Genomic DNA, 19290 nt, shown 5'->3' with positions numbered 1-19290 from the left:
ATCGCTCCAGGATAAAAAGTGTTTTTGGGGCAGATAGGATATTATTCTTCTTTGGCCCAATCATCAAAACCCTGCATGACCTTATCATAGGTTTGTTGGGAGATCTCAGGGAGTTCGCCGCCAAAGGCTTCTTTGGCACTTTCAAAACCTTCTTTAAAAGCGTTTCTCAGGGTTTCGATCTTGCTTTTATCACCGCCGGAGAGGGCTTTAGCAAAATCAATAATTCGTTCGGATGTTTTGTTGACGCCAAAATAGCCGTCTTCAGAAATCGCTTCCTGAGCTGCTGCCTGGGTTTCAGAATCGACCGTGATTTGAACATCTTTTCCTTCTGCCAGATCTTTAAGAACCTGACTGACTTTTTTGCCCTGTTTTTCAATCATGGTCTCAACCATTTTTTTGAACGACTCCGTGTTACGGGCAAAATCCTGTTTGATTTCGTTGATCTTTTTACGGTCGACCGTGTAGGTTCCGATGTCTTGTGAAGTTGCTGTGCCAAGTTCAATGGAGTCGAGTTTCTGCACGACTGGCTGAACCTTATCTGCAGCTTCGGGTTCAACTTTAACGTCAGCATTTTGAGTAACGCCTTTGGTTTGAATCGCTTGATTCAAGGACTTGTTGGCATCAATTGCATTTGTATTCATAACAGCCTCCTTATTTAATATAATAGTAACGAGCTTCTCTAAACTATATCGACATAATTCGGTCAAAAATAACATTTATTTTAAATATCACAGGTAAAAAACGTCCTTTCAGATTACAAGGCTGAAAGGACATTTTTTATCCGATCTGTTTTATTGACGACAAAGTGCGTAATGATTTTTCGGGGTGTTGTGATGGCACTTCATTGGTTTCATGTTTTAGTTGTTCTGTTTCACAGGAAACCAGTTTAATTTGATCCGCTGCAATGTTTTGCAGGTAGGTCACAAAGTAATCATTAATAATTGCTGTTTCATCGGGTTCATCAGGAGTGATGGTCACAAAGCCCGATAAAAATGTCAACCATGGCCGGGTGCTTGCTTTAATGTCTTGAATCCACTTCATTTGATGAACCTCCTGTTTTCCGGTAATAGTTTTTTGTAAGGGAGACGTGTTGGTCGATGTGGTTTTCATCTGAGATTATTTGAATCGTATTGATTCGTGCTTACTATTAATATCGCCATAGTTTATAATAACTTTAGGATTTATGGTTAAAGATAAGCAGACTTTTGCCAGAGAATAAAAATTATCATTTGCGGCTATCATACGTTTAATCTGAGCGATTGATAGAACCTGCATTATCATTGTTTAAACAGTTTGACGGACAATAATCAATAAAAGCGCTTGATAAAATTAAAACACAGTGATATACTGAAAAACAATAAGTTAGAAAATACTAACTTATTGTTTTGGGCTTTGAGTTAGTCTTATCTAATAAAGAAAAATGCGGGAGTTAACAATGGTGAATACAAAAAAGGATCAGATCTTTACTGAAATATACATGGGGATCCACTGCATACTGGTGTTAGTGGTATTGGTTTATTATTTTTTTTCTCAGATGATGACAGAGATGATGACAATCATGCTGATTGCTTATGGAATCTATATTGGTTTTGAGCTTTACCTCCTTGCCATCGGGAAAATCCTGAAACTGGAAAATTTGTTAGGTGGTTATTTTCAAAGTATCATGGATGTGCTTTTTATTTCCATCTGCTGTATCTATCTGAATAGCTTTTTTTTCCTGGTTCTGCCGATTCTTTGCCTGTTTATCCTGACGGCCAGTCTGGCCAATGATCGCACCAAAAGTATCGTTCATGGGCTGTTTGCGACGCTTGGCTATCTGTTGGTGGGAATTTTGATGAATTATCTTTCTGGAGGCGTCATTTTCGTTCAGGGCGTGTTGCTGATGGGATTTAGTTTTTTTGTTGGTGAATTGAACCAGCTAATCAGTGATGTTTACAAGCGAAACCACTATGCAATGGAAGAAATCGAATATAAAAACCAATTATTGGAGTACCGGGCGACGACCGATTTTTTAACCGACTTGTCCAATCATCAAGCTTTCTATCAGTCATTGGAAGTGATTGCCGAAAAACATGCGCCAATAACGCTGATTCTTTTGGATATTGATGATTTTAAGACCGTCAATGATGTCTATGGCCATCTATCAGGGGACTATGTGATCCGGGAGGTTTCTCAGATAATAAAAAAACAGCTTCGCAGCTCAGATATTGGGGCACGATATGGCGGGGAAGAGTTTGCAATATTGTTACCGGGAACGGGGCAACCCTTTGGCCAGCGAATCGCCGAACGCATTTGTGAAACGGTTGCGAAATACCCTTTCGAATTTGACCATCAGACGATGCAAATAACCCTTTCTGCCGGGGTTTGTCATTCTACGGTGGCATTAAACCGGGGAGAACAGACGATGCTGGTGGATCAGGCCGACGAAGCTTTATATTGTTCAAAAAGAAACGGCAAGAATCGGGTTACCAGCGCCCAATTTAAATGAGAGCCAAACCAAGGAGAGGAGAGTTAGATGACTGAAAAAAAAGCATCCCAAGACATTTATGTTTTTTCCAGGTATTTAACTGAAGTGGATCAGCGCTATCGTTTAGCTGGTAATCAGGAGATATTTACTGGAAATTTTAGAAGTTATATCAAGCGACTGATTGCCAAACTAAAGGTGACATCTTTCAGAGATCTGGAAAAATACCGAAATCCCCGATGTGCCAGTAATTGTCTGCCGGGTCACTCAATCCGAACCGCCTTACTGGCCATGAGTCTGGGGCAGGAGCTGGGATTGAGGGAAGTGGAAATCACCGAAATTGGGGTGGGCGCTTTGCTTCATGACATTGGCAAACTTTTTCTACCACGGGAAATACTGGATAAGCCATGCAAACTCAGCGATCAGGAATTTGCAGTAATTAAAACCCATTCGGAAATTGGCTATCAGGTACTCAGTGGACAGAAATGGCTGCCCCAGGAGAGCATCGATATTGTTCATAATCATCATGAGCGATTGGATGGGAGCGGCTATCCCAGGCATCTGATTGGGGATGAGATCCATCTCTATCAGCGGATTGTCGGCGTGGCTGATGTATTTGATGCCATGACCAGTAAGCGCAATTACCGGGAGGCGTTGAGCTATGAATTGGCATTTCAGGAAATCATTAACGAATCACCCCAGCTACTGGATGGACGAATTGTGTTTTTGTTAGATGATCTCATTAAACGAAATAAGCCGACAGAAAGAGAATCATCCGAGCGATTAAAAAAGAGGAGAGAGATATGCCATTATCCATGTGTCGAATAGGTAGTACGGTTATTGTGAAAGCGTTAAGTCTGGATGAAGAACTGTCTAAAAGGCTTTACAGCATGGGGCTGATTCGGGGCGCTGTGCTTAAAGTCATTTCCACCGAGCATCAGGGCCCCATGACCATCGAGCTATTGGGGAGTCAGCTGGCGCTGGGTTATGAGATTGTTGCTAAAATTCAGGTTGAAACTGCAAAATATCGTTAAAGGGTTATTTTTAAGTAGACGACCATAAAGGCAAAAAATAAGGTGATCGAAAGACAGATTTCATTAAAACCGAGTTCAAAAGAACGGATAAAGGCTAAAGGATTTCTTTTTTTGAATAAGCTGCGGTAAATCAATAGTCCCAGCAAAATTGAGCCCACAAAAAGCAGCATTTTTTCACCATAGGATAACGGGTTTATCGTCAAACTAATATTAAAAAGGATGGCGATCAAGTCACTGCCAAAAATTCCGCCGAGAAAACACAGCATGCTTAAGGTTAATACGACGGCCTTCTCCAAAATATCGGAGTTGGCTGCTTCTTTTTTGTCGGAGTGGCCGAACAGAAGCTGACCGTATTTCATAAAAACGATGATGGTTCCCAGATTAATCAGAATCAGACCCGATTCGATCCAACTACCACTGGCGCCAGTAGCGATCAAAAATTTGGAGATACTGCCATTAAACAGCGGTGCCCCAATGATCCCTAAAATTGATAAGATCGTTGCTACGCCGACGGCGGGCATGTGTGAATAAACACCATGGATCTCGCTGATCTTTCGGGTTTTATACTCGGAGATGATCATCCCGGCGGTGAGAAATAGTGTTGATTTAAAAATAGCGTGATTCATCAGATGATAAAGGCCACCCCAGTAAGCCGCAGGATTATTCAGACTGATGCCGATCATAATAACCCCAATCTGTGATACCGTTGAATATGCCAACAGCAGTTTAATATCCGTTTGAGCCAGAGCCAGCATAAAACCGACGACAGCGGTGATAAAACCGAGGATCACAAACAGTTCTGAGGTATCAATCAGGGGAGCAAAGGTGGTCTGCAACCGGAGGAAAACGTAAATGCCGGTTTTAACATACAGGCCGGACAGGATAGCCGAAACAACTGACGGGGCGCTGGGGGTCCCGTGAGCTTTGGGCAGCCAACTAAAAAGCGGCATCAAGGCAGCTTTTAAACTAACGGCGGTGATCATAAAGGCATACGGCAGAATCAGGCTGGCGGGATTGTCAATCTGACTGAGTGCCGCTTCCAGAGCATAAAAATCAAGAACGCCGATTTTTTTATAAAGCATCCCCAGACCCATTAAGAAAAATGACATGGCGACCACATTGATCAAAAAATACATCATCCCATCGTATACAGAAACACTTGCCTGTTTATACATAATCAATATGGTAATAATCAGGGTGGCGGCTTCAATCAGAACAAATATGTTAAATACGTCATTGGAAAGAAAAATTCCAATAATCAGGCTTTCCAGACCAAGAAAAAGAAAGAAGAAAAGGTGGTCGGCATAATTTTTGTTGTGAACAAAAATGACCATTGCCAGGAATAAAAAACAGCTTAAAAAAACCATGGCAGTGGCCAGTAAATCTGCCCTTAAAGTGATGCCGATGGTATCCGGCCAGCTTCCGATGTTTTCCAGTAGCGGACCATTTTGACGTACCTCAACAAAGATCATGGTAACGGCAGCCAATAAGGCGGTTTGAAAGAGAACCATGATTTTTTTTGCGGCTTTAATGGGCATCAGTTTTACAGTGGTGCCAATAATGAGCGGGGATAAAATAAGCCAGTGCAGACTAATCATGGCGATTCCTTTTTTTCATGACTTTTTGCCAGTTGGTTGATCCAAAGCGATGATAGAGATGAATAAACAGCGTTAAACCCGCCGCTGTCACTCCGATGCCGATGACAATATCGGTAATCATCAAGGCCTGGGGAAGCGGGTCGGCGGCCAGTAACATCTGGTTTACATCGCCAATCGGTGGGACGCTCCCAGGAGCTGCATTGGTACTAACAAAGTATAATATGATCGCCACTTGCATGATGCTGATAGACATGATTGATTTGATGATATTTCTGCGGGCGATTAGTCCATAAACGCCCACAAAAAAAAGTACAATGCTGATGGTTTCGCCATTAAGTGCAATCATAAAATTCCTCCTTCATAAAAGGCAAATCTGAAAAAGATGATGGTAAAACCACTGCAAACTTTTAAACCAATTAAAAAATTCATTGCGATCAGATAGATCAGGTTCATTATTTCGGTATGGTTGGCGGTGGCTGAAAATAAAAAAAAGGTCGGATAAAGGATAATACAGACAAACAGAATTTTTTCAGCGGTTTTTAGTGTTCTTAACCGGATACACCGATTCGGATCGACCAGATACCGGGTGATAAATACAGCAGCCAGCACAGCCCCGCCCTGGAATCCCCCACCGGGGCTGGCATGACCGTTTAAAATAATGTAAAAACCAAACAATAAAATAAAGGGATACAAGAGTCCGGTCATCCGGGTGATAATTTCAGAATTGTCAGTCATCACTGCGCCTCCAGGATAAATTGACAACTGCGGATACACTGACAAGCAGAATTAGGGTTTCAAAGATACTGTCAAATACCCGGTAGTTTAAATAAATTGCGGCGACGGCATTTTGGGTATGGGTATCGGCGTTGAAATGGTCAAGATAAAAACGGGCAATTTCTGGAGCGGCAACCAGTGGGGCATCAAAATTGATAAAAAGAACCAGAGCGGCAAGGGTAGCGGCAAAAATCAGGGTTATAATTCTACGCTTCATTATCGTCTCCTTCGGTATAGCGAATCAAATGAATGTTCAGGTCGCCATGGTTTGTCAACAAATGATCTTCAAGGGCATCCAGCTGATAGTCATCGACACTGCCATAAATCCAGAATTTTTGGTCAGTTTGACAGATGGCCAGATCAAATTTATCCTGAGTCAGAATGGTCTTTATGGGTTTTTCAGAATAAATGATCTGAGGTTCCATTTCCCGTTTGACCAGAAACGATTCAAGACTGTTTAAGAACGGGGAATTATTCGTGAGATTGCGACGATTCGGATCGTTTGGATCACTACAAAAATAAATAGTGAAGATCTGATATTTTTTGAGTGCCACCAGATATAAAACGGTCGTGATGGTCGTACCGATAACCGCTTCAGCAATGGCCACATCCGGGGCACCGTAAAGCAGATAAAGAAAGGAACTGATCAGCGAGAAAACTCCCAGATAGACAACCGCCCGCCGTAATTTTTTGGTGTTCAGAGCGATGATGGCCAGAACAACCAGGGTGATCAGAAGGATGTTTGTCGTCATAGTCGGGTATCCTGATTGATGGTATAGCCACTTAAAAAAGCTGATCGGGCGATGGCATGGGTGGAAAGAGGATTGGTGATCATCACCAGTAGAGTAATCAGCATGATTTTCATAGCAGCATAGCTAAACCCCGACAAAATAATGAGACCGATCATGATGGTTAAAAAACCGACCGTTTCAATTTTGGCAGAAATAAGAATCCGGGAGTAAAAATCTTTAAAGCGAAACAGGCCAATTACCCCCAGTGCCATAAAAATAAGGGCAATGGTGACAAGCAGATAGGCCAGCAAGTCGATCATGACAGGTCTCCTTTCTTTTCAATGAATCGGGCAATCAGCACCGTACCGATAAACCCCAGCAGTGCATAAACCAGGGCCACATCCATTAAATAGGACTGATCCGTAATCAGTGCCAGGAGAACGATTGACATGATAATTTTTGCTGAAATAGTATTTAGTCCCAGCAGGCGGTCCCAAATCGTTGGCCCCAGAATAACCCGAAATAGTACCAGAACAATATAGATAGCAATAATCAATAAGGTTATTTCTAAAAATGTCATCGATCCAAACTCCTTAATATCATTTCATAGGGAGAACAGCTTTTTCCTTCGGCGATATCAGTAAAGCTCTTTTCATCGGCGAAAGCCAGAATTTTAAGCTGTCGCCCATTCTTGCCAAGAGTCACAGTGCCGGGTGTCAGAGTAATGGCATTGGCCAAAAGACAGATGCCCAGATCACTATGGATACAGGTTTCGTACTCGATGATCTTGACAGTATCCTCACTCTTAAGAATTTTTAAAATTGCGAAAAAGCCGGAGCGGTAAATCTGAAAAAATAAATAGATAGCGTAACGAAAAAGCACTTCGGGCTTAATTCCATAAGCCCTCTGATAGTCATTTTCCAGCAAGTAACGGTTGGTGAAAAATAAGGCGACTGACGAAAAAAACAGACCCACCAGAATCTGGGATAAAGCCAGACTTTCATTTAAAATAAGCCAAAAACCAGTAAAAATAAAAAGCAGAACAAGGTTATCAATCAGTTTTTTCATACAAACTCCTTAAACGTGGCGTTATGATCAGGGGAGTCATTTTTATTATAATCAAGCTAAGCACGCACTGTCAACCACATGCTTTTATCGGACATTCTAAAAATTAGAGTCGCCGGTATCGAATTAAGAACAGTTTTGAAGGATGAAAATGAGGCCTAGTTTGGATAAAACCAGGCCTCGAAATGGTGAGGACAAAACTATTAATACTTATCCATATCCAGATCATCAAGAATGATGCTTGGTTCTGGTGCCGGGGTGATAACCGGTTTTACCGGGGAAGCGGAAGTTGATCGTGCAGTTTTGCTGGAAGCACTCGTGGTTTTTAGCTTAAACGCTTCAACCATATGTTTTAGCATCTCAGCTTGACCAGAGAGCTCTTCACTGGCAGCGGCACTTTCTTCGGCAGTGGCGGAATTGGTCTGAACAACCTGTGAAACCTGCTCAATACCCTGGGTAATCTGGGCGATTTCAGAAGCCTGATCATTGGAGGCCCGGGCAATGGTGCCAACCAAGCCAGCAACTTTGTCAATCTGATTGAGAATTTCTTTCAGGCTTTCGGCGGTGTCATCAGCAATTTTTGTTCCGACACTAACCTTATCAATCGAGCCTTCAATTAAGCCCGTGGTCTCTTTGGCAGCTTCAGCACTTCGGGCAGCCAGGGTTCTAACTTCTTCAGCGACAACAGCAAACCCTTTACCATGCTGACCAGCCCGGGCTGCTTCCACGGCCGCATTCAAAGCCAGGATATTGGTCTGGAAAGCAATGTCATCAATTACCTTGATAATCTTCGAAATATTATTCGAGGAATCATTGATGTCACCCATCGCCCCGATCATCGTAGCCATCTGACTATTGCCTTTTTCGGCATTGGCGCGAACATTGACAGCCAGTTCGTTGGCTTCATTGGCATTCATGGCATTTCGCTTGGTTTCGCTGGCAACCTCTTCAATGGAGGCCGTCAGTTGTTGAATGGCGCTGGCCTGTTCGGTGGTACCTTGCGATAGGGCCTGTCCACCATCAGATATCTGTTTGGCCCCCATGTCAACCTGTCCGGCAGCCACGTTGATTTCGGTCATGGTGTTGCTTAGCGTACTGGTGATCTCATTCAGGGCTGTTTTAATGGCCTGGAAATCACCCAGATACTCGGTGGTAATCTGGTGATCCAGATTACCGCGACCAATTTCTTCCAGCGTAACCGTAATTTCATCCACATACCGTTTCAGGAAGGCAATAGTTTGATTCATGTTGTCTTTGATTAAGGTATAGTCGCCATTATAGTGGCCAACCATTCCGGTATTCAGGTTGCCCTGGGCCAGTTCTTTCAAGGTCGCCGATGCTTCCTGAACCGGTTCCACAACGGCATCCAGGGTAGCGTTGACACCGTCGACGATCCGGGCAAAATCGCCCTGGTGACGGCTGGCATCAGCCCGGGTATTCAAGCGGCCAGCAATACCGGCCTCAGCCAGCATGGTGGCATCACTGATCAGGTTATCCACTGAATTTTTTACTTCACCGAGAGTATTGCCAATTTCATGGAACTGCGCACTGACTTCAGTGGTGTATTCATCGGGCTCGCCAACATTCATATCGAAGTCCAGATCGCCTGCTGATAAACGGATCAGATTGTTGCCAAGTCGTGATACTTCAGTTTTGGTATAGTCGCTAACCCGGATAATCGGGGTTAGATCGGTGACGATTTCGACGAAGCCAATATTTTCACCTTTTTTGTTTTTGAGATAGGCGGTATCCTGTTTATTGCTTCGTCCGACCCATTCGAAATAGCTGTCATTTAAGCCCTGGTCGACCAGTCGCCGGATTCCACAGCCTTCGGTACGGCAAATATCGGCATTGGTATTGTAGCAGTCCATGCCACAGGCAGATGTACGATCCGTGATGACATTATTGGCGATCATCAGTTCTTCAAATGGCTTATTCATGAAGGTCCATTTCATATCATTATCGGTGACATGTAGCGGGAATGGAATGGCATCAACAATTGCTTCATACCAGACCATTTTATCGACAACGGTATCAAGAGTGGCGTTAACACCTTCCACTATTTCTTTAAAACCGCCCTTAAATGCATCGGCATCGCCACGGGTTTCCCATTGTCCGGCGATAGCTGCATTTGATAACATAGTAGCTTCACTGATTAGTCTCCGGATGGTTTCAATGGTCAGTTTAAGTGCTGGTGAAAGTTCATCCTGGGCATCCTTTGGTTCCACATCCGTACTGACATCACCATTGGAAATCTGGTTCATAGTGCCAATGACAACGGTTTGAATGTCATCGGAGAAGGTATCCATGGATTCGGCCATTTCGCCGATTTCATCTTTTCGTTTCATGTTCAGGCGCATCGTGAAATGTCCCAGACTCATTTCTTTGATCATCTGATTAGCCTGTTGCAGGGGTTTGCTGATCATTGAGCGAAGCACTAAACCCAAAGCAATCGCCACTGCGAAAGCGACAAGGGTGACAATAATCATGGTGGTCATGGCGGCATCGGCTGTGGCACTGTCCATTTCTGCAGTTCGCTGGGCTTCTTCCAGTTTCATCGGCACCAGTTCATTAATTAAATCCATTTGAGCTGATGCCGCAATTTCATAAGGACCAGTATCGGCAAGTAGGGCAAAGGCTTCAGCGTCCCGATTCTGGATAGCCAATTCTTTGACCTTTTCAAATTCCTGGGCTAAAACTTTTCGGGCTTCCACAAATTCGTCAAAGACAGCCTGCATTTCGGGGTCGACGATGGTTTCTGCAAAAGCCGCAGCGGCCTCGTCAATTTCGCCATTACGGATAATAACCTTGTCTGCATTGGACTGAATCAGCTCGGGACTGTTTTCGATGATCATGTCCCGGACGATCACCCGCATCCGTTGGTAGGAGGTGGAAATTTGACCAACCTCGGCAATTGGCAAGGTCATTTTTTCGTAGAGAAGTTTGTTGGAATTTTGCAGCGTCTGCATATTCATAATACCGACGAGACCAACAACCCCAGTGATAAGGGCCACAATCATAAAGCTCACAATCAGCTTGGTACCAATTTTTAGATTAAGAATCCATCGCATTTTTTATTCCCCCTTTATTTCGGATAAAATAATTCCTCTTTCGGGGTTTATTTACCCGAATCAGACAAACAGTAACAGCATAAGCGCATAAAATAATGAATTAAATTAAAAAGGCCATGGGAGAATAAAAAAAGCGTTTAAAAAAGGCTTATCGCACAAAAACCTCAGATTGTCAAGATCGGACAACCTGAGGCCTGGCCAGAGTCAGTGCTAAATTAAAGTTGGATTGTGTTTTAGCATGAGCAAAAAGTTTTTGGGATAATCAGATAAGGGGTATCAGTATTTATCCATTTCCATATCATCCAGCAGGATTTGCACTGGTGGCTCGGGAACCGGGGGCTCTGATTTTAAAGGAGCAGCAGCTTTAAAGGTGGTTTGGGTGGCAGTTTTAAGTTTAAAGGCACCCACCATTTCTTTGAGCATTTCGGCTTGTCCAGTCAGCTCTTCACTGGCGGCGGCACTTTCTTCGGCAGTAGCTGAGTTGGTCTGGACCACCTGGGAAACCTGCTCAATACCCTGGGTAATCTGGGCGATTTCTGAAGCCTGTTCGTTGGAGGCCTGGGCGATATCACCGACCAGACCGGTTACTTTTTCGATCTCATCTAGAATTTCCTTGAGACTGACGGCTGTGTCATCGGCAATTTTTGTTCCCATATTGACCTTTTCGATGGAGCCTTCGATCAGGCCGGTGGTTTCCTTGGCGGCTTCAGCGCTTCGGGCGGCCAGACTTCGGACTTCTTCAGCAACAACGGCAAAACCTTTACCGTGCTGACCGGCTCGGGCCGCTTCAACGGCGGCATTGAGCGCCAGAATATTGGTCTGGAAGGCGATGTCGTCGATCACCTTGATGATCTTGGAAATATCATTGGATGACATATTGATGTCACTCATGGCAGCAATCATTTTCGTCATTTGGGTGTTGCCGACTTCGGCACTGGTGCGAACCTCAATGGCCCGCTCGTTGGCTTCGTTAGCCCGAATGGCGTTTTTCTTGGTTTCTCCAGCGACTTCTTCGATGGAGGCGGTCAATTCCTGGATTGAACTGGCTTGTTCAGTGGTACCCTGGGCCAGCGCCTGACCACCGTCAGAAATCTGACGGGCGCCCACTTCAACCTGACCAGCTGCCACATCGATGTCGGTCATGGTGGTGCTGAGGTTGGTATTAATATCATTAAGCGACGTTTTAATCGCCTGGAAGTCGCCCAGATAATCGCTGGTGATTTCCTGGCTCAGGTTACCTCGGCCCATTTCTTCCAAGGTGCTGGTTATTTCGCCAACGTATTGGTTTAGGAAGTTGATGGTACGGTTTAATGCTTCTTTGATCTGAGCATGGTCACCCCGGTAGTCACCGCTCATTTGGGTATGGAGATTGCCCTGGGACAATTGGGTAAGCGTCGCCGAAGCTTCTTCAATGGGGGCAATCACTGCATCCAAAGTCTGATTAAATCCGGTAACGATTTTTCCAAAGTCGCCCGGGAAGCCGGAGACATCACCGCGATTGCTTAAATTACCTTCAATGGCAATGCTGGCCATTTTTTCAGTTTCATTGACCAGGTTAAGAATATTCTGAATCATCGCCACAAGGGCGGGAATCAGCGTATCGTTGTCACTACGTTTACCGATTTTTGATAATACTTCCAGATCACACATGTTCCCATTGGCGATATTGGTAGAGATTTCAACAATTCGGGTCAGTCGGGTGTGGACATCATTAATGGAATGGCCGATTTCAGCATAAATACCCAGATAATTCGTCGGCATGGTTTCAGAATAATCATTGAGACTCATTTTACCAAGAATCCGATTGCTTTCTTTAAGGGCTCCCAGGCCGTCAATACAGGCATTGATGCTATTTTTCAGGGTATTAAAATCGCCGTTATAGGTGGCGGTGATCTTTTCGGGGATCTGTCCCTTGCCGATGCGTTCCACATAATCAGCCGCCACATGAAGAGGTCCGACAACGGCGTCAAGGGTGTTATTGACACCAACAACAATATCTTTAAAACCGCCTTTGAAGGCTTCGGTATCGCCCCGGGTCGACAGTTCTCCAGCCACCCCGGCCTGAGATAGCATCGTCGCTTCATTAATCAGACCCCGAATCGATTCAATGGTCTTTTTAAGAGCTGGTTTGATTTCATCCTGAGCATCGAGCACTTCGATCTCAGCTGAAACGTTGCCATCAGAGATCTGGTTCATCACCTCAATGACATCGGTTTGAAGATTATCGGCAAAATTATCCATGGCCAGTGCCATCTCACCAATTTCATCTTTGGATTCCATGTTAAGGCGGGTGCTCAAGTGACCGAGGCCCATCTCTTTAATCATGTGGTTGACTTTTTTAATGGGGTCAGTAATCCGTTTAGAAATTAAATAACAGAAGATCAGACTGACGGCCAAAACCATTACAGAAATCAGGACACTGTTTAAAATAGCGCCTGGCAAAGCTGACAGGACTTCATCAGACTCGATGGTTTGGATCACGGTCCAATCCATACCATCAACTTTTGACGAGGCCATATAATATTCCTGATTACCCAGGGTATAGGTTGATGCAGTTGATTCCTGTTCCAGGGCCGCCCCAATGGCGGTGCTTAATTCCTGATAATTGGCATCGGTTTCCGCTAGGGTAATGGGATTCATCTGGTTGACCACATTATCCCGATCGGGATGAGAGATGGCAGTACCGGTGGAATCGACAATGTAGGTATAACCGGTCTCGCCAAACTTCATCGAATCGGTGATATCGTTGAGAAACCAGGCGTTGGCTACCGCAACCAGGACGCCGGTGATGGCGCCGTTTTCATAAATCGGTACCGAGTAGGCCATGATCAAAGCGCCATTGTCATCAGGATTGACGCTGATCACCGGGTTCATGGTGCCCCGTTCACCGGCGGCGGAAGCATGAAAATAATCCCGTTTGGTAATATCGACAATTTGCCCGCGATCACCGTAACTGTCAGACAGGTAGAGGTTGCCATTGAGATCGGAAACACCAATCCGCAGGAAGCGATCGGAGCTGCTGACATCATTTTTCAGGATCGCCATTTTTTCATTGATTGGCACGCTTGGGGAAAAAATTTTATCCCGGGAAGCAATCCCTTCAAGATAAATATAATTCTGTTCGTTTCGACTGCTGATGATATCCGCTGAATTTTGCGCCTGGGTTTCCAGCGATTGCTCAGCTTCGGACACCACTGCGTTCGTTAGGGCGTTTATCGAAACAAAGGTAAAGACGGCACAGACAAGCAGAATCAGTCCAGAAAAATAAACCATCAGTTTTGTTCGAATGCTTTTCATATATACCACTCCTTTTAAAATAATAATCTTAGGTAATTGCGATAGGCTTTGCCGTTTGTTTGCTGTTTTGTAGTATCGCAATTAGCTGCAGTAATCTTCCATGAATTCAATGATTTAAAAAAATCGATAGGAAATTAATTAATAGTGTAACCGTTTTTATCAGATTGATCAATGGTGAATTCGGCCAGATGCTATAATTTTTAAACAACCGGATTATAGTTAGTATACCCAGAAATGACGAGGACAATCGCAAATGGATAGTCGAATGAACAGGCCAAAAGCGGGTGGACAGATCATGAATGAGCTTTCGCAAATTAAGTGGTATTTATTTGCGCTTAATACAAAAAAGCAATAGACTTATTTTCCCTGATTTGTTAAGATAAACATACCTAAAAATGGTGGCGCAGTTGGAGCCAGGCGAAGGTCGGAAACAATTGAATCACCTCGGCATTTAATGCCACAAACAAAAAAACAGATAGCAGGAGGAAAAAATGGCAATTTTTGAACGTCTAAGTGACTTGTTAAAGGCGAATGTAAACGACATGCTGGATAAGGCTGAAGATCCAGAAAAAATGGTAAAGCAGATTATCATTGATATGGAAGCCCAGGTAAACAGTGCCACCCAGGCTTTGGGCGCAGCGATGGGCAGTGAAAAACAGGCTTTAAAACAACTGGAATCGGCTAAAGCAGCTTCAGCAGACTGGAGCGACAAAGCAAAAACCGCATTAAAGGCTGGTAATGAAGAACTGGCCAAAAAAGCGCTGGCTCAAAAAACCAGTGTCGATGCGGATCTGGTTCAATTTCAGGCAGCTTATGACTCGATGAGTATGCAAGTTGGTCAGTTAAAAGATCAGGTGCGTCAGTTAAAAGCCAAGCTCGAAGAAGCCCGGATGAAACAGAATATGCTGATCGCCCGTTCAAAAATGGCCGATGCGCAGAAAAGTGTCAGCACGTCTTTAAACAGCACCGATAGCACCAGTGCCTTCACCAAACTTGATAAAATGGAACAGAAGGTTAATGCCAAAGAAGCAGAAGCCCAGGCATTTACTGAAATGGCAGGCGAAAACACCAGTCTGGAAGATGAATTCGAAGCCCTGGAAAAAAATGCTGCCGTCGATGACGAATTGGCCAAACTAAAAGCTGAATTAGGAATCGAATAGAACCATGGCTTTTATAATTGGATTACTGATTATGATTGCAGGGATTTGCTATGCTGTTTTTGTTTTGAAAAAAAGCAAAACAAAAGCTCAGGAAATTCAGTTTCAACAGACGACCTGCATAAAAGATGTTTTGGATATTGTCGGGGACTTATCCAGTCTGGATGAGAATTACCGGCATTACAGTGAGGTGAAGGGGCACCTTCACAGTGTATCAGGCGATGTAGAGGCGCCATTTTCTCAGCGGCCGGTGGCTTATTATGAAAATGAAGTATTTTCCGTTCACGAAGAAACCCGGACCGAACGGGATGATAAGGGCAATACCCGAACCATTACCGATAAGGTAGAAACTTCTTTGTCCAGCGAAAAGAGTCCGGTGGAAGTTTATCTTTCAGACAGCAGCTCCGATGAAAAAGTTTATATCGATATGGCCAGCTTTGGTGCCGATGTGGATTTAATGCCCGGCTGCAACCGGATGGAATCGGCAGATTCCAGCTGGGTCAGGGATAATTTTAATTTCAGTTTTTCGAATCCCCGGGGCTCCCGTTTTTTGGGATATCGCTTTTTTGAAGAAATACTGCCAGAAAATCAGCCGATGTATATCCTGGGTGAAATTCATAAGCGGGGCAACCGGCTTTATGTGGGGCGATCGGTGACCACAAAAAAACCATCCCACGTAACGTATAAATCAGAAGAAGAATTACTGGATGATGTTAAGAATGAAAAATTTGTAGCTTTGGCAATTGCTGTCGGCAGTGTTATTGCCGGTATTGCCGTGATGTTTTTATTCTCTTAGATTAATACAAAGCGGTACAGCAGATTATAAAACAAAAGCCCCCGATAATGTACATTATCGGGGGCTTTTGTTAACGCCGAGCTTAATCTTGCTAAGCCTGAAGCTGCCAGTTTTTACAAACATCAGACCAGGCCACACTATTTGAATATTTCTCCAACTCGTCAATGGTCAATTCGATGGCACTGTTGCTACTGCCACAGGCGGGAAAGACGGTTTCGAATCGTTTTAGAGAATGATCGAGATAAACGTCCACACCATCATTGATGGCGAAGGGGCAGACGCCGCCGATACCGTGGCCGATGTAGCGATCAACTTCGTCTGGAGAAAGCATTTTAGCCTTGGTTTTAAAATGAGCTTTGAATTTAGCATTATCGATTTTTGCATCGCCTGCGGTCACGACCAGCACACATTTCTCCTCCAATTTAAACGATAAGGTTTTGGCGATCCGCTCTGGCGCACATCCTAACGCTTGAGCGGCCAGTTCCACGGTTGCCGAAGACGTCTCAAATTCCTGAATTCGAGTGTCCAAATTCCACTGACTAAAATAGTCTCGTACTTTTTCTATTGCCATTTTGCTTAGCTCCTTTTCTTGCTGAGGTTTTGGTTACAATCAATTTATTTTAACATATTTTAAAGAACAAATGACAGGTTGATCAATGAATAAATCGGAAAAACACAACAAAAAAAGCAGTGATCCCGAATGGATGCGCTGCTTTTTTTATATTAGGAATGAAAAGAAAAAGGGGAGATGTTTATCTCTTAAATGAATGATACCCCTTAAACCTTTAGTGAAACTTGGAATTCAGAAATTATTAAGAAATATCAAACATGCATAAAGGATAAAGATAACTATCGATTGATAAAAGCCCCCGTTACGGTTATAATTCCAGTAACAATAAAAATTCCTGAAAAGGGTTTTTCGGCAAACATTAAAAAATTGTCAGGAACGCTTATAATCGTGTTAGTCAGGTAAAAAATATGGAGAAAGCAATTGAGGTAACGTTGATGAGATTTAAAAAGGCGCTGGTCTTGCTGCTGGTTATGGTTTTAGTCGGTGGCTCCTGTCCCCTGGGGGTTCTTGCTGAAGGTCAGACCATGGTTATTCAAAGTTTGGATGAGGTCGCAAATCTTGATGCCAGTTCAGACATCACAGATCAAATTATTGTTATTTATAAAAACCAGTCCACCATTGGCAGTCTTGGCCTGACCACTCAGGATATTAAGGGTGGTGAGTCTTTAAATGCTCAGGTGGATCTTATCGAAGTGGCCGACTCGGCGGATGTCGATGCTCTGGTCGCCCAATTATCAGAAAACCCCAATGTGCTGGTAGCCGAAAAAAATTCGCATCTCCAAACTTCAGCACTACCGAATGATCCCGATTTGTCGAAGGCCTGGCAGTTCGAACGGGTTGGTGCCGATGAAACCTGGAACAAGGTCGATAATTCAGAAACCGTGGTGGTGGCGGTTATTGATACTGGTTTAAATACTCAGCATCCGGATCTTGCTGATAATGTGGTAACGGGTTATGATTATGTCGAAGGAACCACTGAGATGGTGGATTTATCGGGGCATGGCACCCTGGTTTCGGGTTGTGTGGCGGCAGTGGCAAATAATGGTATCGGCATGGCCGGAATCACCGGAACAGCCAATATCAAGGTAGCGCCCTATCGGGTCGGCGGCTTGTCGGATGGCGACAAGAATCTGGATGTCGGCTATATTTGCGCCGCCTTGTATGAAGCGGCGGCCCGAACGGATGTAAAAGTAATTAATATGAGCTTCGGCGGCTATATGGTTTCAGCAGCTTTGCGGACAGCCGTGGAAAATGCCGCCAACGCCGGAAAGGTGCTGGTTGCAGCGGCCGGAAATGAAGGCAGTAACGCCAATTACAGCGGCGAGCTGGCAGTACCGGCATCCTACAATAATGTTATTTCGGTGGGAGCTACCGATAATACCAACAACATTGCCTACTTTTCTCAACACAACAGTTTGGTTGATCTATGTGCCCCAGGTCAGAAGATTTATTCGACCACCCATGATGGTGCATATGAGGAATCCTCCGGAACATCTTTTGCCAGCCCCATCACCGCCGGTGCCTGTGCGGTTTTAATGGCCGCTGATCACACCATGACAAGTCAACAGGTGGAAACCCTGCTGAAGGAAACGGCCTTGGATTTTGGGGCCAAAGGCCGAGATGATTACTATGGTTATGGGATGATTCAGTTGGATGCTGCCCTGGCGCAGGTAACTCCGAGCAATCCATTGACGATTGATGCGTTTACGGTTGATAAACCAACCGGACAAACACTGGGAACGCAGCTGACGTTAACTGCGACTGCCAGCGGTGGTGAAGGGAATTATCAATATGGATTTTATTATGAATTAAATGGTCAAACCACTACCATCCAGGATTATAGTAGCACTGCCACGGCGGTCTTTACGCCAACTGCTGCGGGAATCTACACCTTGTCGGTCCAGGTGCTGGACGAAAAGGGTAATACCGTTAAAAAATCCATTGTCAATTATGTAATCAAAGAAAAGGCCGCACCAACCATTGAATACCGCACCCATGTCCAAAATGTCGGTTGGCAGAGCGTAGTAGCTGACGGTGCCGTCAGCGGAACCGAAGGGAAGTCACTGCGGCTGGAAGCCATCGAGATCAATACCATTACAAAAAACGATGATCTGGGGGTAAAGTATAAAACCCATGTCCAGAACCTTGGCTGGCAGAATTTTGTGGCTGATGGCGCTTTAAGCGGAACCGAAGGGCAATCGTTGCGGTTGGAAGCCATTGCCATCGAATTAAGCGGTAATGATGCTGATCTTTTTGATGTATACTACCAGGTACATGCCCAGAATGTTGGATGGATGGGGTGGGCCTGTAATGGCCAACCTGCCGGAACCGCCGGTTTTGGCTATCGACTGGAGGGCATTCGGATTGAGATTGTTCCTAAAGGCAGTGCGGCACCCGGTTCAACGGTTAACCCCTATATTGAAAAGTGACGAATAAAATTTTTGAGCCCGCTTAGGCTGGGCTCAGAAAGAAGACAAACCTGATTACAGGGAAGAAAAGCTGTAATCGGGTTTTATTATTGCTACAAAAGGTGTATTACTGATCGCAAAACGAAATAACTCTAAAAATTTATCGTTTTTCAGATGCGTTGTCAGGTAAGTTTGCATTTATTGAAGATTAGAATGGGTATAAAAACTAATACGAGAATTCTATTATCAGTGGTGGATAATAACGGAGGGCATAAATGAAACAGGGACACTATTCGCAGCGGGGTTGGCTGGTCTGTAAAAGAG

Annotated in this window: 19 protein-coding genes; 6 read left to right on the top strand and 13 right to left on the bottom strand. The window is 44.3% G+C overall.

Annotated elements, in window-relative coordinates:
- Positions 1-41: 41 nt before the first annotated feature.
- Both BI182_RS14305 and BI182_RS14300 read right to left on the bottom strand, forming a co-directional pair.
- Entirely contained in the window at positions 42-641 is a 600-nt protein-coding gene (locus tag BI182_RS14305; RefSeq protein WP_286808829.1) for a hypothetical protein, read from the bottom strand.
- Between the two features lie 136 nt (positions 642-777).
- Positions 778-1041 carry a hypothetical protein gene (locus BI182_RS14300; protein ID WP_070371257.1) on the bottom strand — a complete coding sequence of 88 codons (264 nt, stop codon included), beginning with the start codon at positions 1039-1041 and terminating at the stop codon, positions 778-780.
- Positions 1042-1435: 394 nt separating this feature from the next.
- Between BI182_RS14300 and BI182_RS14295 the strand changes: the two genes are divergently transcribed.
- The 3 genes from BI182_RS14295 to BI182_RS14285 are packed head-to-tail and all read left to right on the top strand — an operon-like array spanning position 1436 to position 3498.
- Positions 1436-2488: a GGDEF domain-containing protein gene (locus BI182_RS14295; protein WP_286808822.1), complete on the top strand. Its 1053-nt coding sequence runs from the start codon at positions 1436-1438 to the stop codon at positions 2486-2488.
- 27 nt (positions 2489-2515) lie between these two features.
- Positions 2516-3292: an HD-GYP domain-containing protein gene (locus tag BI182_RS14290; RefSeq protein WP_286808820.1), complete on the top strand. Its 777-nt coding sequence runs from the start codon at positions 2516-2518 to the stop codon at positions 3290-3292.
- A complete protein-coding gene (locus tag BI182_RS14285) occupies positions 3268-3498 on the top strand; it encodes a FeoA family protein (RefSeq protein ID WP_070371260.1) in 231 nt (76 codons plus the stop codon). The genes BI182_RS14290 and BI182_RS14285 overlap by 25 nt, the downstream gene beginning before the upstream one ends.
- Here BI182_RS14285 and BI182_RS14280 read toward each other — a convergent pair.
- The 10 genes from BI182_RS14280 to BI182_RS14235 form a co-directional block, all read right to left on the bottom strand.
- Entirely contained in the window at positions 3495-5096 is a 1602-nt protein-coding gene (locus BI182_RS14280; RefSeq protein ID WP_286808819.1) for a complex I subunit 5 family protein, read from the bottom strand. The genes BI182_RS14285 and BI182_RS14280 overlap by 4 nt on opposite strands.
- Complete coding sequence (locus BI182_RS14275; protein WP_286808817.1) at positions 5089-5442, bottom strand: sodium:proton antiporter; 354 nt, start codon at positions 5440-5442, stop codon at positions 5089-5091. The genes BI182_RS14280 and BI182_RS14275 overlap by 8 nt, the downstream gene beginning before the upstream one ends.
- Positions 5439-5831, bottom strand: coding sequence for an MnhB domain-containing protein (locus BI182_RS14270; RefSeq protein WP_250935284.1), 393 nt, complete (start codon positions 5829-5831; stop codon positions 5439-5441). Before BI182_RS14270 ends, BI182_RS14275 begins: the two co-directional genes overlap by 4 nt.
- The gene (locus BI182_RS14265; protein ID WP_286808814.1) at positions 5824-6087 is read right to left on the bottom strand and encodes a Na(+)/H(+) antiporter subunit B; all 264 of its coding nucleotides are present in this window, start codon (positions 6085-6087) and stop codon (positions 5824-5826) included. The genes BI182_RS14270 and BI182_RS14265 overlap by 8 nt, the downstream gene beginning before the upstream one ends.
- Complete coding sequence (locus BI182_RS14260; RefSeq protein ID WP_070371265.1) at positions 6077-6622, bottom strand: Na(+)/H(+) antiporter subunit B; 546 nt, start codon at positions 6620-6622, stop codon at positions 6077-6079. The genes BI182_RS14265 and BI182_RS14260 overlap by 11 nt, the downstream gene beginning before the upstream one ends.
- The gene (gene mnhG / locus BI182_RS14255; protein WP_070371266.1) at positions 6619-6921 is read right to left on the bottom strand and encodes a monovalent cation/H(+) antiporter subunit G; all 303 of its coding nucleotides are present in this window, start codon (positions 6919-6921) and stop codon (positions 6619-6621) included. The genes BI182_RS14260 and mnhG overlap by 4 nt, the downstream gene beginning before the upstream one ends.
- Positions 6918-7181 carry an MrpF/PhaF family protein gene (locus tag BI182_RS14250; protein WP_286808810.1) on the bottom strand — a complete coding sequence of 88 codons (264 nt, stop codon included), beginning with the start codon at positions 7179-7181 and terminating at the stop codon, positions 6918-6920. The genes mnhG and BI182_RS14250 overlap by 4 nt, the downstream gene beginning before the upstream one ends.
- On the bottom strand, positions 7178-7669 hold the full coding sequence (locus BI182_RS14245) for a Na+/H+ antiporter subunit E (protein ID WP_286808808.1): 492 nt from the start codon (positions 7667-7669) through the stop codon (positions 7178-7180). The genes BI182_RS14250 and BI182_RS14245 overlap by 4 nt, the downstream gene beginning before the upstream one ends.
- A gap of 200 nt (positions 7670-7869) precedes the next feature.
- Positions 7870-10737: a methyl-accepting chemotaxis protein gene (locus BI182_RS14240; protein ID WP_286808806.1), complete on the bottom strand. Its 2868-nt coding sequence runs from the start codon at positions 10735-10737 to the stop codon at positions 7870-7872.
- Positions 10738-11013: 276 nt separating this feature from the next.
- Entirely contained in the window at positions 11014-14034 is a 3021-nt protein-coding gene (locus BI182_RS14235) for a methyl-accepting chemotaxis protein (protein ID WP_286808804.1), read from the bottom strand.
- A 491-nt stretch (positions 14035-14525) separates the two neighbouring features.
- On the opposite strand from BI182_RS14235, the gene BI182_RS14230 reads away from it, so the two are divergent.
- Together BI182_RS14230 and BI182_RS14225 are read left to right on the top strand one after the other, a co-directional pair.
- Positions 14526-15194, top strand: coding sequence for a PspA/IM30 family protein (locus BI182_RS14230; RefSeq protein ID WP_070371271.1), 669 nt, complete (start codon positions 14526-14528; stop codon positions 15192-15194).
- Between the two features lie 4 nt (positions 15195-15198).
- The gene (locus tag BI182_RS14225; protein ID WP_286808802.1) at positions 15199-15987 is read left to right on the top strand and encodes a GIDE domain-containing protein; all 789 of its coding nucleotides are present in this window, start codon (positions 15199-15201) and stop codon (positions 15985-15987) included.
- 91 nt (positions 15988-16078) lie between these two features.
- Here the strand turns inward: BI182_RS14225 and BI182_RS14220 are convergent, their stop codons facing one another.
- Positions 16079-16558 (bottom strand): YbaK/EbsC family protein, encoded by a 480-nt coding sequence (locus tag BI182_RS14220; RefSeq protein WP_286808800.1) that lies wholly within the window; start codon positions 16556-16558, stop codon positions 16079-16081.
- A 407-nt stretch (positions 16559-16965) separates the two neighbouring features.
- Between BI182_RS14220 and BI182_RS14215 the strand changes: the two genes are divergently transcribed.
- Positions 16966-18987, top strand: coding sequence for a S8 family serine peptidase (locus BI182_RS14215; RefSeq protein ID WP_286808799.1), 2022 nt, complete (start codon positions 16966-16968; stop codon positions 18985-18987).
- The last annotated feature ends 303 nt before the right edge of the window (positions 18988-19290 follow it).

It is taken from the genome of Acetobacterium sp. MES1, from assembly GCF_002237635.1.
GTDB lineage: Bacteria > Bacillota > Clostridia > Eubacteriales > Eubacteriaceae > Acetobacterium > Acetobacterium wieringae.
The sequence above is the reverse complement of the archived record's forward strand: the minus strand, read 5'-3'. Positions and strand labels throughout refer to the sequence as shown.